General features: G+C 45.8%; 14 protein-coding genes. 6 read left to right on the top strand and 8 right to left on the bottom strand.

Annotated elements, in window-relative coordinates:
- The first annotated feature begins 106 nt into the window (after nucleotides 1-106).
- The 4 genes from LQZ07_RS01315 to LQZ07_RS01300 all read left to right on the top strand — a co-directional run bounded on the left by LQZ07_RS01315 (nucleotide 107) and on the right by LQZ07_RS01300 (nucleotide 6,712).
- The gene (locus LQZ07_RS01315) at nucleotides 107-829 is read left to right on the top strand and encodes a hypothetical protein (RefSeq protein ID WP_152783693.1); all 723 of its coding nucleotides are present in this window, start codon (nucleotides 107-109) and stop codon (nucleotides 827-829) included.
- 113 nt (nucleotides 830-942) lie between these two features.
- Nucleotides 943-2,340, top strand: coding sequence for an efflux transporter outer membrane subunit (locus tag LQZ07_RS01310; protein ID WP_194164164.1), 1,398 nt, complete (start codon nucleotides 943-945; stop codon nucleotides 2,338-2,340).
- Between the two features lie 17 nt (nucleotides 2,341-2,357).
- Nucleotides 2,358-3,521 carry an efflux RND transporter periplasmic adaptor subunit gene (locus LQZ07_RS01305; RefSeq protein WP_194164165.1) on the top strand — a complete coding sequence of 388 codons (1,164 nt, stop codon included), beginning with the start codon at nucleotides 2,358-2,360 and terminating at the stop codon, nucleotides 3,519-3,521.
- A gap of 47 nt (nucleotides 3,522-3,568) precedes the next feature.
- Nucleotides 3,569-6,712, top strand: a complete 3,144-nt coding sequence (locus LQZ07_RS01300) for an efflux RND transporter permease subunit (RefSeq protein ID WP_152783699.1) — start codon at nucleotides 3,569-3,571, stop codon at nucleotides 6,710-6,712.
- 72 nt (nucleotides 6,713-6,784) lie between these two features.
- Here LQZ07_RS01300 and LQZ07_RS01295 read toward each other — a convergent pair whose 3' ends face one another.
- Nucleotides 6,785-7,609 (bottom strand): HDOD domain-containing protein, encoded by an 825-nt coding sequence (locus LQZ07_RS01295; protein ID WP_016399839.1) that lies wholly within the window; start codon nucleotides 7,607-7,609, stop codon nucleotides 6,785-6,787.
- A 172-nt stretch (nucleotides 7,610-7,781) separates the two neighbouring features.
- On the opposite strand from LQZ07_RS01295, the gene LQZ07_RS01290 reads away from it, so the two are divergent.
- On the top strand, nucleotides 7,782-7,994 hold the full coding sequence (locus LQZ07_RS01290) for a hypothetical protein (RefSeq protein WP_152783701.1): 213 nt from the start codon (nucleotides 7,782-7,784) through the stop codon (nucleotides 7,992-7,994).
- On the opposite strand, the gene LQZ07_RS01285 is transcribed toward LQZ07_RS01290, so the two are convergent.
- Nucleotides 7,986-8,642 (bottom strand): TetR/AcrR family transcriptional regulator, encoded by a 657-nt coding sequence (locus LQZ07_RS01285; RefSeq protein WP_152783703.1) that lies wholly within the window; start codon nucleotides 8,640-8,642, stop codon nucleotides 7,986-7,988. The genes LQZ07_RS01290 and LQZ07_RS01285 overlap by 9 nt on opposite strands.
- 252 nt (nucleotides 8,643-8,894) lie before the next feature.
- Between LQZ07_RS01285 and argA the strand changes: the two genes are divergently transcribed.
- Nucleotides 8,895-10,226, top strand: a complete 1,332-nt coding sequence (gene argA / locus LQZ07_RS01280) for an amino-acid N-acetyltransferase (RefSeq protein ID WP_016399842.1) — start codon at nucleotides 8,895-8,897, stop codon at nucleotides 10,224-10,226.
- Between the two features lie 123 nt (nucleotides 10,227-10,349).
- Here argA and LQZ07_RS01275 read toward each other — a convergent pair whose 3' ends face one another.
- The 6 genes from LQZ07_RS01275 to LQZ07_RS01250 form a co-directional block, all read right to left on the bottom strand.
- Entirely contained in the window at nucleotides 10,350-11,369 is a 1,020-nt protein-coding gene (locus tag LQZ07_RS01275; RefSeq protein WP_016399843.1) for a porin, read from the bottom strand.
- 211 nt (nucleotides 11,370-11,580) lie between these two features.
- Nucleotides 11,581-12,174, bottom strand: coding sequence for a hypothetical protein (locus LQZ07_RS01270; protein ID WP_152783705.1), 594 nt, complete (start codon nucleotides 12,172-12,174; stop codon nucleotides 11,581-11,583).
- A 58-nt stretch (nucleotides 12,175-12,232) separates the two neighbouring features.
- Entirely contained in the window at nucleotides 12,233-12,427 is a 195-nt protein-coding gene (locus LQZ07_RS01265; RefSeq protein WP_016399845.1) for a DUF4250 domain-containing protein, read from the bottom strand.
- 165 nt (nucleotides 12,428-12,592) lie between these two features.
- On the bottom strand, nucleotides 12,593-12,850 hold the full coding sequence (locus LQZ07_RS01260; RefSeq protein WP_016399846.1) for a GrxA family glutaredoxin: 258 nt from the start codon (nucleotides 12,848-12,850) through the stop codon (nucleotides 12,593-12,595).
- A gap of 147 nt (nucleotides 12,851-12,997) precedes the next feature.
- A complete protein-coding gene (locus LQZ07_RS01255) occupies nucleotides 12,998-14,296 on the bottom strand; it encodes a condensation domain-containing protein (protein ID WP_152783707.1) in 1,299 nt (432 codons plus the stop codon).
- 45 nt (nucleotides 14,297-14,341) lie between these two features.
- Nucleotides 14,342-15,541 (bottom strand): multidrug effflux MFS transporter, encoded by a 1,200-nt coding sequence (locus tag LQZ07_RS01250; protein WP_152783709.1) that lies wholly within the window; start codon nucleotides 15,539-15,541, stop codon nucleotides 14,342-14,344.
- Nucleotides 15,542-15,545 lie beyond the last annotated feature (4 nt).

Below are 15,545 nucleotides of genomic sequence, written 5' to 3'. Positions count from 1 at the left end.
ACCCAATAATGAACAAAACTACACAAATATTAAATTTTATTCCATACTTGATACAGTTTATTTAACAGCTTATGGTCAATATATAGCTATTCTTTAGGTTTTTACTATGCAAATTGCGATTCTAAATTGTGACCGAGTTGATAAGCAACTTGCTGAAATTCATGGTGAATATCCCGATATGTTCATCAAGCATCTGAGCGAACAAGATTCACAACTACAGTTTGAAGTGTTCAATGTACTTAACAGTGAGCTACCTAAGCTCAATCAATTTGATGGCTTTTTAATTACCGGCAGCCGACATAATGCCTACGATCAACAGCCGTGGATTTTACAATTAGTGGCTTGGGTACAGCAGTGTGAACAATTGCAGCGCCCCTTGGCAGGAATTTGTTTTGGTCATCAAATCATTGCTCGTGCACTAGAGGGCAAGGTTGAAAAATCAAGTGCGGGTTGGGGTTTAGGCGTGGCTAAAAACACTCTTATTCAAGCGCCCACTTGGGCAGAGCCGACCGAGCAAGATAGCTTATCCATCTTGGTGAGCCACCAAGACCAAGTAACCGTTCTTCCAGCGCAAGCCCAGTTGCTAGCCAGCAGTGACTTTTGTCCTAACTTTATGTTCCAAATAGGCCAACATACCTTTGCTATTCAAGGACATCCCGAGTTTCCGCTTGCCTACGCAGAAGCCCTTATTGATAAACGGCAAATGATCTTATCGCCTACTCAATTCGTTTTAGCTAAGACAAGTTTGGTACGTCCACTGGATGCAAAACTGGTCTTCTCTTGGATTTTGCAGCTTTATCGCTTGGGTCAAGCTAAACACCAGGTTTAGCCAAAGCAACTGTAAATAAAGGTAAAAGCTTTGCTAGAAGACTCGACAATGCAATCCAAGAAACGTTAAATAACACTAATAGTAAGGATTGAATCATAGGACATGGAATGCACGTGGCTAGTTGGGCTTGGATAACGCTACTTATTGTAAGTTTAAGCGCTTGCAGTTTGAACGATACGCCTGCTCATGAACCGCATACTGTGGCCACAACCACCAGCTGGACCAGCGAATATCAGCAAGGTCAATTCAATCAACAGCGATTTGAGCAAGCCTTACCGAGCGCCCTCCAAACCTTGATCACTGAAGCGCTAAGCAATAATCCCGCGTTACAACAACAAGGCTTTGCCCTTGACCAACAGCTTTACCAAGTAAAAATCCAAGATTCACAAAGCTGGCCAAATGTTGAAGCCTTTTTAACCGGCCAACGCAGTGGCAGCGATAGTAGCACCGCCACTCAACTGCGCGCAGGCCTAGATATTAGCTGGGAAATTGATTGGCTAGGAAAACTTGATGCTTTGCAACAAGCCGCAGTGTTAGATGCCAAAGTAAGCTTTGAACAATGGCAACAAGCACAAATTCGCTTAGCCGCAAACACTGCGCAACAATGGTATAATGTGATTGAGACCCAGCAGCAGCAACAGCTCATTGAAGAACGTTACAACAACCTCAAAGCCAACCTGCAAATTATTGAAGAAAGCTATCAAAGTGGTTTAAACAGTGCCTTAGATGTTTACCTAGCGCGTGCTGACTTAAGTGCTTCTCAAGCCCAGCTAAACTCTCGAAACAATCAACTCACTCAAGCACAGCGCGAGCTAGAGCTGCTGCTTGGTCGCTACCCCGGCGGTGACATTAAAGTAGCTGGGCAACTTAACGTGCCATTAGATGCTATACCAGCGGGTCTGCCCTCAGAGTTATTAATTCGACGCCACGACATTAAGGCAGCTCAATATCGCCTAGCCGCTGCCGACTTACGGGTGTATGCAGCTTATCGTGACCGCTTCCCTAGCCTTACCCTTACCGCCAGTGGCGGCGCGCAAAGCAGCCAACTCAACCAATTACTTAATGGTGAGTCATTGGTGTGGTCTTTGTTTGCCGGAGTGACCGCGCCAATTTTTGATGCCGCTCGTCGCGAGAATCAGCAGCTTCAACAATATGCGGTTGCTCAAGGTTTAAACTCGGCATATTTAGAGCAGGTATTGGCAAGTTTTGGCGAAGTGGAAGAAAGCCTCACCCTCGAGCCTAGCCTGTACCAAAATGCTCAGCTACTCGCCACCGCAGCCGAAGACTCAAAACAAGCTGAGTCCTTAGCCTTTGAAAATTACTTAGCGGGCTTAAATGAATATGTCACGGTATTGGAGTCGCAGCGCCGCGCCTTTGATGCCCAAAGCAGCGCCATTACTGCGCTTAACTTGCAGCTACAAAATCGTATCGAGCTTTACCTAGCCCTAGGTGGGCATCTCGAACAAGCACAAACCACTCGCGAGGCCTTTGCCTCCGAGCCATTATTTTAACTGGAGTGATGCCAATTATGGCCAAACTGATACGACTTAGCCTGCCTCTGTTGGTGATTATTATTGGCCTACTCATTAGCCAATACATCAAGGCAAACAAACCACAGGCTCAACGTAAACCGCAAGCAGAACTCGCTAAACTCGCGGTGGAAGTGAGTCCGCTCAGTTTGCAGAGTTATCAGGCCAGTGTTAGCTCCTTTGGAACAATTCGCCCGCATACCGAAAGCAACTTAGTCGCCCAAGTAGCTGGCAGTATTACCTATGTGTCGGATAACTTTCGCGAGGGCGCTTTTTTTGAAAAAGGCGAAGTGCTACTTAAAATTGATGCTAGAGATTACCAAAATGCCATCACCATCGCCGAAGCAGAGTTACAAACGACCCAACTGCAATTAGCCGAAGAACAAGCCAAAGTAGAACAAGCCCTGCGTGACTGGAAACGTTTAGGTAAAGGCAAACCCGCCAACGACTTAGTCTTACGCAAACCACAACTGGCCGCCCAAGAAGCCGCCATGGCCTCGGCCAAAGCCAAGTTAACCCGCGCTAAATTGGATTTGGAACGCACCGTGATTCGCGCCAGTTACGCCGGAAGAATTTTAGAAAAGAATGTCGAGTTGGGTGAATACGTTAGCAGTGGGAAAAACCTCGCCAGTAGCTACGCTGTCGATTATTTGGAAGTGCGTTTACCCTTAAGTTTGAACGAGCAAAGCGTACTAAATATTCCTGAAAACTATCGTCGCAGTCAAAGCCCAACCAGTAAACCCTTAGTGGATTTAAGCACTAACTTTGGCGCTAAAGAATACCATTGGCAAGCCAAGGTAGAACGCAGTGAAGCAGCCCTAGATAGCGCCAGCAGGCAACTCTTTGTGGTGGCAAAAATTGATGACCCTTACGGCCCCGCCAACGAAAACAAACCGGCGCTTAAAATTGGCCAGTTTGTCAGCGCGCAAATTCAAGGAAAAACCTTGGAACAAGTATTTATTATCCCTCGCAGCGCTCTCTATTCGGGGCAACAAGTGATTGTATTGGAAGATGGATTACTACAAAGAAAATCAGTCAATATTCTGTGGCAAGATCAGCAAAGTTATATTGTGAACGGCGGCATTGAAGCCGGCCAAATGTTAGTAACTACGCCCCTTGGTAGGGTAATTAGTGGTACCCCTGCTAAGCCCATAGGAGCTTAAACCATGCAGCAAATTACCCAATTAATCCCCTTAGGGAGAGGCCTATTATGCATGGCTTAATTGCTTGGTTCACTCGCAATCATGTTGCCGCTAACTTGCTAATGGTGCTAATTGTCGGCTTAGGTTTATATTCGGCCAAGTTTCGTTTGCCGCTAGAAGTTTTCCCTGAGTTTGAATTAGATATGGTGAATGTGAGCATCGCTTTGCCGGGCTCCAGCCCAGAGGAAAGTGAAGAAAGCCTAGCCATTCGCATAGAAGAAGCGATCAGCGACATTGAAGGTATCGATCAAATATCTTCAGTCTCGCAAGAAGGGGCTGCTCGAGTGAGCGCCGAAATTAATTCACGCTACGATACTCGCGACGTAATGAGCGATATTAAATCACGTATCGATGCGATTAACACCTTCCCTAGCGATGCAGAGCGCCCAGTAGTCAGCCTTACCCAGCGTAAGCGAGAAACCATTACCGTTGCCGTCTCCGGCGACTTAGCTCATAGCGAGTTGCGCTTAGTAGCGGAATCGATTCGTGATGAACTATTGCAGCTACCCGAGCTCACTCAGGTCGAGCTGGATTCGGTAGCCCCTTACGAAATCTCTATCGAAGTCTCCGAGCAAAAGCTACGCGAATATGGCCTTGAGCTAAGTAAAGTTGCTCAAACCATTAGCCAAGCTTCGCTAGATTTATCCGCAGGTTCGGTGAAAACTCAGGGCGGTGAGATATTACTGCGCACCAAAGGCCAAGCCTATGTAGGTGATGAGTTTGCCAATTTGCTGATTATTAGTCGCGCCGACGGCACCCGCATTCGCTTATCAGACATTGCTACGGTAGTAGATGGCTTTGAAGAAACTCCCATCGAGAACCGCTTCAATAACCAACCAGCAGTAATGATTGAGGTGTACCGAGTTGGCGATCAAAGTGCCATTGCCATCTCCGATGCGGTGAAACAATACATCAGCGATAAGCAGTCTTATCTGCCACAAGGCATTTCGCTAAACTATTGGCGAGACAGTGCCAAAATTGTAAAAGCCCGTTTAAACACCCTAAAAAACAGTGCTATTCAAGGCTGTTTATTGGTGGCCTTGTTACTGGCAATCTTCCTACGGCCTGCGATTGCGGTATGGGTATGTATAGGTATTCCCATTAGCTTTATGGGGGGCTTGTTGCTGATGCCAACCATGGATGTCACCATCAACATTATCTCGTTATTTGCCTTTATCATGGTGCTGGGGATCTTAGTAGACGATGCCATTGTCACCGGTGAGAATATATATACTCATCTAAAAGCAGGTGAGGAGCCCTTGCATGCGGCAATTAAAGGCACGCAAGAAGTGGCTGTACCGGTTACTTTTGGCGTACTCACCACCATTGCTGCTTTTATGCCATTAATGATGATTGAAGGCGTTCGCGGCAAAATATTTGCACAAATTCCACTGATTGTTATTCCGGTACTGCTGTTTTCTTTGGTGGAATCAAAGTTGATTTTGCCCGCCCACTTAAAACACATCAAACCGGCAAGTAATAATCCGGGGCGTTTTAGCTATTGGCAAAACCGCTTTGCCAATGGCTTTGAAGCGGCTATTTTAAAGTTTTATAAGCCGCTGCTAAAAGCTGCTCTATCTCGACGGCTACTAAGTGCCGCCATCGCCATTAGTATCTTTGTGGTGGTGTTGTCTTTGGCGACAGCTGGCTGGGTACGTTTTATTTTCTTCCCTAGAGTGCCTAGTGAAACCGCCCGTGCCACCTTAGTAATGCCGGCAGGCACCGCCTTTAATACCACCGACGATTACATTAATCGCATGCTCGGTGCCGCCCTAGAATTACAAGAAAAATACCGTGACCAAGAAACCGGCGATAGCGTTATTTTGAATATTTTGGCCACCAGCGGTTCTAGCGGTGGCTCGGGTAGTGGTCAAAGTAATAAAGGCCGAGTGGTATTTGAAATAGAGCCGCCCGAGTCACGCACTAACCCAATTAGCAGTGGCGATTTAGTCAGAGAATGGCGACAACTCATCGGTAGCCTGCCTGGCGCAGAAAGCCTAACCTTTAGGGCAGAAATAGGCCGCGGTGGCTCGCCATTAGATGTGCAATTCAGCAGTAACGATTTTGCGGCGATGGCGCAGGTTGCCGACCTTACCAAGCAAAAACTACAAGAATACCCAGCGGTATTTGATGTTGAAGACAGCCTAGCCGACGGCAAACTAGAGCTACAACTAAACATTAAGCCTCAAGCACAAGCGCTAGGTTTGAGCTTAAATGATTTAGCCCAGCAAGTAAGAAGTGCATTTTTTGGTTATCAAGTGCAGCGCATTCAGCGTGGCCGTGAAGATGTAAAAGTATACGTTCGCTATCCCGCCAGCGAGCGTCGCTCTCAGTACAACCTCAATAACATGCTTATTCGCACTCCCGACGGGGCCGAGTTACCGTTTAGTGAAGTGGCCAGCGTTACTCCTTCACAAAGCCCAGCCACCATTACTCGCATAGACCGCTTACGCACCCAAAATATCCGGGCCGACGTGAACAAAGAGCAAGCCAATATTGAAGTGATTAAAACTGAACTGCAGCAATGGCTCAGCCAAACCTTGGTGGCCTACCCCCAAGTAAATGCTAGCTTAGAAGGCGAAGCCAAAGAACAACGAGAATCCTTTAGCAGCTTAGGCTTTGGCTTGTTGTTTGTACTGTTTGTTATCTACGGCTTATTGGCGATTCCATTTGGCTCTTACTGGCAACCCTTAGTAGTTATGTCGATCATTCCTTATGGCGCAGTGGGAGCAGTATTAGGTCACATGATTATGGGCATGCCATTAACCATTATGAGCATGATGGGCATGCTGGCACTGACCGGGGTGGTGGTAAACGACAGCCTGGTATTGGTGGATTATATTAATCGCCAACGTAAAAAAGGAGTGGACCTAATGAGCGCGGTAGCCAATGCTGGCGTGGCCCGTTTTAGAGCAGTAATTCTCACATCGCTCACCACTTTTGCAGGTTTAATGCCGCTGATTTTCGAGAAAAGCACCCAAGCGCAATTTTTGATCCCCATGGCGGTATCACTGGGCTTTGGCATTATCTTCGCCACCATGATCACTTTGTTGATTGTGCCAGTAAACTACCTGTTGTTAGAAGACGCCCAACGAGCACTAAAACAAGCCAAGCAGTGGTGGCTACGAGGGTTTGAATCTCCCAGCAATTAAATCGAATGGCGCAGCTCAAACAAAAAAGGAATTAGCTTAGCTAATCCCTTTTTAGTCTAAACAGACTTATGTTTAAGCTACGCTGGTCGCAACCATTTGCTCGCCTTGCTCTACTGCGTCGGCAATAAATTCGGTGACCTTCTGTTTATCAACCCCCACCACTTCACACAAAGGAGCAGGTAAGTTGTTGGCCACCGTTTCACTACTTAAACCAGCATTAAGCGCATGGTGAGCAAAAATGGCCAAGCGGATTAGTACCGCTGGCTTAGACACTTCTTCAAAATCCATTGGGTTAAGCTGCTGCTCAATGGCATCGGTGATTACCGGAGAAAAGTTCCAACGGCGCGCTAGTTCTCCACCAATTTGCGCATAATCTAAACCTAGGGTTTGGCGTTGCGCTGACACCCGCGTTTCCCCAGTTTCTAAGCTCAACTCAATTAAGCCCGCTTCTTCGGGTGTTGCACTGGCTATTAGTAATTCACCAAAGTTGTGTAACATGCCGCAGGTAAACGCCATTTCCGGTTCAATGTCGGTGCTTTTTGCTAAAGCTTGCGCCAACAACGCCACATACATGGCTTGACTCCAGAACTGCTGTTGGTCGAAGTTTTTGCTTGGCATCATGCCATTTAAACCTGCAGCAACCACCAATGAACGAACCCGCTTTAGACCTAAACGAATAGCCGCAGCTTCAATAGAGTCAATTTGTTTAATGCCGCGAAACGCCGCCGAGTTGGCCATTTTAAGTACGTTGGCACCCAAAGATTGATCAGTAGCGAGCTTTTTACCCAACTGATGTAAATCGACATTCTCATCGTTAATGCTGGTCAGCAATTCCTGCATAATTTGCGGCATCACTGGCAGTTTTTTTACCTGCTGGAAAAAGGCTTCCAGTTCCATGGATTACTCCCTAAAAAAATAATGTGAAGCACTGCATGCTTTCACTTACCAATTGGTCAAAAATTGAGCGCCATTTCACATTGGTGTAACAAGCTGACTTGTTTATCACCAAATTGACCCACACTGAATCTTATATGCAGAATAGTTTGACCTTATAGGCGCGGAAAATACAGTGACGATCGCACAAAATGGCAGGAAAACTTGGCCGAGCTGTAAACCTATTACTCTAGGTTTGTCAGAACAGGTACTAAAAGAATTAATTTTAGGAAACAAAACCTTAGATTACGGTTCGTGGTTACATTGCTTAGGTGCAGAACGCTTGGTTGACGAGCAAGAATACCCCAGTGCCAGCCAAGCGCATATTGTCAGTGACGCCTTAGCGTAAAAACTGCTCCGGTACTTCGCCTAACAACACCATCTCACGCACTTCATTTAACATCACTTGAAACCAAGTAAATTGATGTTGATGTTCTTCAGCGCTAAAACCGATTGTTCCCGCCATAAAGTTTCGAGTGAAACCATACAAATACAGACAAACACTGGTTAGGGCTTCATCATCCCACTTTGAGCCGTTTTCAATAAACGAGCGTTTACTGTGGAGTATCACAATCTCACGGTGCCAATACTCTAAGGCTTTAAAATCTTGATCGTGAGTGAACAGTTCATGAAAACTCACCAACATAACATCGGTTTCTGGTAGCTGATTAATCAGAAACTGGGTGCTGTCTTTGTACTCTACGATGTTACCAACAACTTGTTGAAAGTTGTGCTCTGCAACAACCAGCTGGACCTTTTCAAACCAACGCTTAGCGAGGGCAAAAAAGATCACATCTTTGTTCTTAAAGAAACGGTATAAAGAAGCAATGTCGATCTCGGCATATTGAGCAATAAGGTTGGTATTTACCGATGCCATACCTTGCTCTTTGATAAGAGACAAGGTGCTATCTAGGATGTGCTCCACTAGTCGCCTGGTTCGCTCTTGGCTTGGCTGCTTACGCATCGCCAGATGCTCAGGTACGACATAGTTTTCCATATTCACCCTCTCATTGATAAAAATATCATCTAAATTCCATCAGCTAATCCAGATTAAATGAAGCTTAGCTGAGATAATACAGCAGCTTATACTCCACATAGCTTAACTAAACAACTCTTGCATAAGATAACTGTGTATAAGTTTTGTCATGAAGAAAAACATATTGCTCGACAATGCTAAGGAATATGCAACAATACACAAATATCTGACTCATTAGTCAGATCTAGTAGCTAGTTATTCACGGAGAAGAATTTGGACCGCTCGGCCGAAGATTTAGTCAACTGGTTTCGTCAGTCGGCGCCTTATATAAATGCCCACCGAGGCAAAACCTTTGTTGTAATGCTTAGTGGCGAAGCCAGCAGCAGCGGCAATTTTAGCAATATCATCCAAGATATCGCGCTACTTAAAACCCTTGGGGTGAAAATAGTATTGGTATGCGGCGCTCGACCACAAATCGATGGTCTGATTGCAGCGCATCAACATAGTTGTTTGTTTGCTGGTGAACAGCGTATCACCGACGAGCGTAGCCTTAACATCATTAAGCAAGCCGTTGGCCAAATCCAAATGGATATCGAAGCCCAGCTGTCTATGGGTTTGGTGAATTCACCTTTGCATCAAGCCCACATTAATGTGGTGCGTGGCAACTTTGTGGTAGCCCAGCCCATTGGCGTAGAAGATGGCATCGACTTTTTGCACACTGGCAAGGTGCGACGCATTAACCATCAGAGCATTAAGCGCCAGTTGGATCATGGCGAAATAGTCATGGTGTCGCCACTAGGCGTTTCCGTAACTGGCGAACTGTTTAATATCTGTTCAGAAGACATTACCACCGAAATCGCAGTTTCTTTAAAAGCGGACAAAGTGATTTACTTCTGCCCCGAGCAAGGCATTCACAACGATAAAGGCCAGTTAGTGAGTGAGCTATTGCCAGACACGGCTAATCAGCTGATGCGCTCTGAGCCCTTTCTTAGAGAAACCGACAAAGACACGCTTCGCTACTTACGCGCGGCTATCCAATGTAGTGATAGAGGCATTGATCGTTGCCACTTAGTGAGCTATCAGCAAGATGGCGCGCTACTGCAAGAGCTCTATACCCGCGATGGCAGTGGAACCCAGCTAGTTCAATACAGTTACGAACGAGTGCGTGAAGCAAGGCTTGATGACATTAATGGCATTATCGAATTAATAAGACCACTAGAAGAAGAAGGCATACTAGTGCGTCGCTCACGCGAATTGCTGGAGATGGAAATTGAACGATTTACCATTGTAGAGCGCGACGGTATGATCATTGGCTGTGCTGCACTCTATGCCTTCGAACAAGAAAACATTGGCGAACTGGCCTGCTTAGTTAGCCACCCGCAATATCGTCAAGCCAGCCGTGGTGATCGCTTATTGCAAGCGATTGTAAAACGCGCTCGACAACAAGGCTTAAGCAAGTTGTTTGTGCTAACCACTAAAAGCATTCATTGGTTTAGAGAGCGCGGCTTTGCACCTGCCGATTTTGAAGATCTTCCTACCGAAAAGCAGGCTATCTACAACCTGCAACGACGCTCTAAGATCTTAATGATGGATATCACTCACTAAGCCTTATTGCTGAGTAGCCAAATACAAAAAACCAGCTCTAGATAGAGCTGGTAAAAAGACAAACATACACAAGATAATAAGGAAACACGCTAAGTAGGCGCTTAGCGTGTTGACTACATTTCCTTAGAAGTCGTAGCGTGCTGCGAAGTGGAATTCGTTTTCAGCGTCGTCGATGTTGTTGATTTGGTAAGCAGCTACAATGCGTAGTTGCTTAGTCAGGTCGTAACGACCTTCGATAGTGTAGTAATCAACAGCGTCGTATTTAGCTTGGCCTTCGTTTTCAACTTCAGCTTTGTTCCACATTGCTTGCGCGCGGAAAGCTTTAGTGAACTTGTAACCAGCAACTAACTCGTAACCTGTGTGCTCGTTCTTAGCGTCAGAACCGTGCAATTTAAAGGCTTTGTTGTTTTCGCCCATTGAGTAGTTAAGTGCAGCGTAAACACCGTTAGCGTCGTAGTTAACACCAACTAGTGCCATTGTGCTGTCTTTAGCATCGCCATTGTTAGCAATGTTGTAACCAGCACCTAGGCCTAAACCAAAGTCGAAGCCGTAAGCTACAGCGATACCGTAAGCAGAGTTGTCTTGGCTAGCGCCAGTAGTCTCGTCTTTTTGGTTATCGTTAAACTTGTAAGAAGCGTGGATGTCGAAGTTGTTGAACTCGCCAGCGTACTTAAGAACGCTGTCTGAACGGCCAATACCTTCTTCACGGCTAGAGCTGATACCAATCGCAGAGTTACCGTAAGGGTTAACGTAGCTTGAATCAGTCCAATCGGCTACTAGCTCTAAAGCACCGTAGTTACGACCGAAAGTTACTTCACCAAAGTCGCCACCGAAGCCAGCGTAAGCTAAACGTGCTTTAGTAGCTGAAGTGTTGTCACCTTCGCCGTTGTTTTCCATTTGTAGCTCGTAGCGACCAAGAGCGTAGCTTGATTCACCAAACTGAGATTTAACTTTAGCGCCAAAACGAACATATTGGTCAGCACCAAAGTTGTCAGATTTACCAGCATCGTCACCAGCAGTGTAACCAGCGTATACACGGCCATATAGATCAACAGCGTGTTTTTCATCTTCGTAAACTTTAGCAGCGTTAGCTGAACCAGAAGCAGCGGCAACCGCCAGAGCGATAATAGTAAGCTTTTTCATTTTAATCCCTAAAAAAGTGTGAAGTACATCAAGTAAAAGTTGAACAAATCTTAGGGTTGAAAAATGACAGCTAGGTGACTGAAGTATTAAAGATTAATGACAGCGGAACTTTATTGAATAGTTTGTAAGAGTTTATTTTTTAAGCAGTTTATTTAGTAAGTGCTGATATTTTTCAGCACTTACCAGAAGATTATGTCGTTAGCGCATGAGCTTAAAATCGGTAGTTCAGCCCCAAATTTAAGCCTAATTGGGACCAATAACTGCCCACAAAAGTAACTTGGCAACCAGGGCCACACTCTATCCTGGTACCTTCGTTTACAAAGGTGCCATATAGACGGCCTTCTAGTTTTAAATCGAGGTTTTCAGTGAGGTGATAAAAGTAACCGCCACCTAAGCTAATAGAAAAGCGTTGGGTATCACTACCTGGGCTGGCAGCAAAATGGGTAACACCAGCGCCACCACTGGCAAAGGTTTCAAAGTTTTCATATTGCCATCGGCGAGATGCGGTTAAATGAGCATATACTACGTCTACATCGGTAGTGGCCGAATCGTCCATCTCGGTGTTTTGCCAAGACACCAACGCTCCCACGTAGTTTTCGTAAGTCTCACGTTTGCGGTTTTCGCCACGACTAGTAGCAAAATCAAAGGCGGCCATATAAGAAGGAGCCGAACGAACCGAGTAGGTCTGTTCAGTGTCCAAGTCGGTCATTTCGCCGCCAAAGGTATAGCCAGCGCCAATGCTTACATCCGCGAGTGCGGGCAGCGAAACACAGCACGCCAATAATAATCCTATTTTTCTTAGCATCGGTCACCTCCTGTTAGACACATCAACAGTGTCTAACATTCAGTAACTTAAGCCAAGTTTAAATCGCCTTAAATTGATTGGTTATCACATCGTAATGGTAACCAATGGTTTCTAACCGGCGCGCTAAAGAGCGCTCTTCAAAACCAAAGGTTAAGGCTAGGTCTTCTAGGCTATTACACTCTAAGCGCAGTTTCTCATTCACAATACCTAATAAGATGTTGGCTTCGAGGTTCAACATATAGCTCGCATCCATAATTAACTCCTCATCTATTGGCTACATCGAGTTAATTTGAGCTTAGTTAAACAATCGTCACTTTTGTAGCTAAGCGCTAGCAACAATGCTGTATTTTTTTGTTTACTTAAGTAGTAGGCAACAAAAAGCCCGGCGAGTGCCGGGCTTTAATGAGGTAATCTTGTATTAGATATCAAACTGTTCGCGCATTAGTGCTTCATACTCGGTACACCCGCCAACGTGTTTCTCGTCAACAAAAATCTGCGGTACAGTTTCAACCGGCTTACCTACCGTTTTTTCAAGATCGGCTTTTGAGATACCTTCAGCATGAATATCAACATAACGGTAGTTATAGTCTTCGTGTGCTTCGCTTAATTGCTCGGCGATCTGCTTGGCACGAACACAATAAGGGCAACCAGGGCGACCAAAAATTACTGCAAACATCTTAAACTCCAAAACCAATGTGAATTAGCCCTACTATAGCGGCTAGCTACTAAATAAAAAAATCGAATATTTCACTGTTAGCGATAGGTTCTAGCTATCAAACCTTATAGACCTCGTCTGTTAGCTTTATCTTTCATCGCTCAACGCTCAACGCTCTTCAATTAAGCCTAACAAGCGTTGTTTAAGCAAACTGCTAAAGTCGTTACGCATTGCTTGATCAACCATCGGTTCTACACAATTAATCGTAAGGCTTAATCCGCCAGCGACACTTTGCGCGCCAAGCCAAAATATGGCCCCTACCAAATGCTGGGCGGCAGTAAAATAGTATTGCTGGGGAACTAAACCAGAATCTTCCAAAGAGTCAAACACCGGCTCTAAAGGCCCAAGATTAGATAGGTGTAAGCAATTGAACCTGCCAGCAACTTGCTGCATTTCATCATCGGCGCGGCGTGGTGCCTGCGCCTCCCACCAATTGTCGTTGCACGACACCAAGTGCAGACCAGAGTCGACTTTCTCTTTATAGGCCTGTTTAATTTTCTGAGCGCGTCGCCAAAAGCCTTGCGATGAATCGCTAGCCACTTCAAACGAGAACATAGAAACATAACAAGCTAGTTCTTGCTGATTTACCGGTGGTTCAACTATTGGTCGAACATTGGCATTACCGCCTGCACTTACTTTACTCACTGGTGAGCGAGCAATCTTTGCGGCTACTTCAATCGCTGCGCAATAAAGCGTAATGGTAAGGCTCACTTGATGTATACGGCTTATCGCCAATAAACGCTGAGATTGTTGCTGGCTAAAATTCAACAGCTCCAGTTTATTCTGTTGGTTTTGCGTTAAACCAGCCTGGTTTAGCCATACTCCTGCCTGAGCCGGGCTAATAGGAGTGGCAAAAGGGTTATCGTCAGGCGAGTACTCATCCATGGCCAAGGCTTGGTGAACGCCAGCGCGAATACTTAAGCGCTGAATATCTGGCACCATTTGTTGAGCCACTTGCTGGTGTCGCTCTAACCACTCAGCTAACAAAGAAGCCGCCGACAAGCCATCACAAATACTGTGATGCATGCTAATCACCAACGCTGATTGCTGCTGACCTAACAATATCGATACCCGCCAAAGCGGGCCGCCAACGTTGAGCGGAGTATTAGTTTGTTGCTGCATGGTGTCACGCAATGCTTGGGAAAATGGCAGCTTGCTTTCATCAATTTCTGCCACTTCAAGTTCTGGCTGGCTAGAACACTCTTGCCACTGCCATTGCTGCGCCACTTGTTTTAAACACAGTGATAAAAAAGGGTGGCGAAGTTGCAATAACTGATGGATTCGCGGAATAAAGTGAGTGTTTATCTTACCTGTCACTGTCACCGCATTCACCACCAACATGGCTCCCGTGCTGGTTAATTCGGCAAACAAATACTCAGTTTTTCCCAATTGGCGAATCGTCATCATAACCCCCTAAAGCAAGTAAACTGCAGATAACTCAATAAGCAGCAATCATTGCATAGTTGGCGCTTTCACTTTCACTATCTGGATCACCATGTTGAGTATTAAGGCTAAAGCCATCACGCTAAATATGATCGCCATCGCACTTGGGCTCGGCATAAAGGCGGTTGTTAAGCCACCAACGGCTAAGGCGGTAAGGGTCATCTGCGTTGTGCCACTTAAGGCAGACACCGTGCCAGCTTGCCCCGAAAAGTGGCCAAATAGACCAGATTGAGAAATAGGATAAATAGCCCCTACGCTAATGCTGATCAAACTCATTGCTACAATCACCCAAATTAACGTGCTTGAATGGGTGAGCAATATAAACGCTGCAATAAAAGGCAGCAGCGAGGCTAGCAGCAAAATGTGTTGCTCTGGCCAGCGACCGTTAAAGCGGCGAGTAAAAGCACTGCCCAAAGCCAAACCTGCAGCCGGGATTATCATCACTAAACCAAAATCATCAGCCGACAAACCAAAGCCATGCTGCAATACAAAAGGTGCGCTACTAATCATGTACATCAAACCAATGCTGGCGATCCAAGCAAAGCTAGAGTAATGAATAAAGTGGCGATCGAAGGCCAAGCTTAAGTAGTCGTTTGCCACACGGTTCAAGTTTAGCGGCGGGCCAACTTCTGTTTGGGTTTCTGGTAATAGCTTGGCAGCAATAATTAGTAAACTTGCGCCAGCAATACCAATGATCACAAATAGATAGTGCCAGCCCCAGTAAGCTGTCACTATGCCACCAATAACCGGACCTAAAACGGGAATAACCGACGCAGCCATGCCCAACCAAGCAAAACCATGCTTTAGCTCTTTACCGCGATAACTGTCACTAATTAAGCAGCGGGCCAGTATCTGGTTACTGCCTGCACCTAAACCTTGAATTAGTACGCCGGCTAATAACAAATCAAGATGATTAAAGCCCAAAAACGTGAGTAGGTTACCCACCAGGAAAACTGCCTGCCCCATCCAAAATACCCGTCGCCTGCCATAACTATCGGCTAGCGGGCCATAAAATAGTTGGGATATGCCTAAGCCTAAAATAAACACCACAATAAGGCGCTGCACTAAATGCTCTTCTACCGCAAAATGCGTGGCCATTTCTGGTAAGGCAGGCGCCAGCAACCCATTGGTTAATTGGGAACAAGCAATAAAGGCAATAGAAAAAAACAGCGGGACTCGCGAATAGCTCACTAATAAACTCCAATACATCAGC

It is taken from the genome of Agarivorans sp. B2Z047 (genome assembly GCF_023373605.1).
Taxonomy (GTDB): Bacteria; Pseudomonadota; Gammaproteobacteria; order Enterobacterales; family Celerinatantimonadaceae; genus Agarivorans; species Agarivorans albus.
Note: the sequence above shows the minus strand (reverse complement) of the source record. Positions and strands in the feature narration are given on the sequence as shown.

Coding starts and splice junctions, on each gene's coding strand:
- LQZ07_RS01315 (WP_152783693.1), top strand. CDS start 107: ATGCAAATTGCGATTCTAAATTGTGACCGAGTTGATAAGCAACTTGCT.
- LQZ07_RS01305 (WP_194164165.1), top strand. CDS start 2,358: ATGGCCAAACTGATACGACTTAGCCTGCCTCTGTTGGTGATTATTATT.
- LQZ07_RS01300 (WP_152783699.1), top strand. CDS start 3,569: ATGCATGGCTTAATTGCTTGGTTCACTCGCAATCATGTTGCCGCTAAC.
- LQZ07_RS01295 (WP_016399839.1), bottom strand. CDS start 7,609: ATGGAACTGGAAGCCTTTTTCCAGCAGGTAAAAAAACTGCCAGTGATG.
- LQZ07_RS01285 (WP_152783703.1), bottom strand. CDS start 8,642: ATGGAAAACTATGTCGTACCTGAGCATCTGGCGATGCGTAAGCAGCCA.
- LQZ07_RS01275 (WP_016399843.1), bottom strand. CDS start 11,369: ATGAAAAAGCTTACTATTATCGCTCTGGCGGTTGCCGCTGCTTCTGGT.
- LQZ07_RS01270 (WP_152783705.1), bottom strand. CDS start 12,174: ATGCTAAGAAAAATAGGATTATTATTGGCGTGCTGTGTTTCGCTGCCC.
- LQZ07_RS01265 (WP_016399845.1), bottom strand. CDS start 12,427: ATGGATGCGAGCTATATGTTGAACCTCGAAGCCAACATCTTATTAGGT.
- LQZ07_RS01260 (WP_016399846.1), bottom strand. CDS start 12,850: ATGTTTGCAGTAATTTTTGGTCGCCCTGGTTGCCCTTATTGTGTTCGT.
- LQZ07_RS01255 (WP_152783707.1), bottom strand. CDS start 14,296: ATGATGACGATTCGCCAATTGGGAAAAACTGAGTATTTGTTTGCCGAA.
- LQZ07_RS01250 (WP_152783709.1), bottom strand. CDS start 15,541: ATGTATTGGAGTTTATTAGTGAGCTATTCGCGAGTCCCGCTGTTTTTT.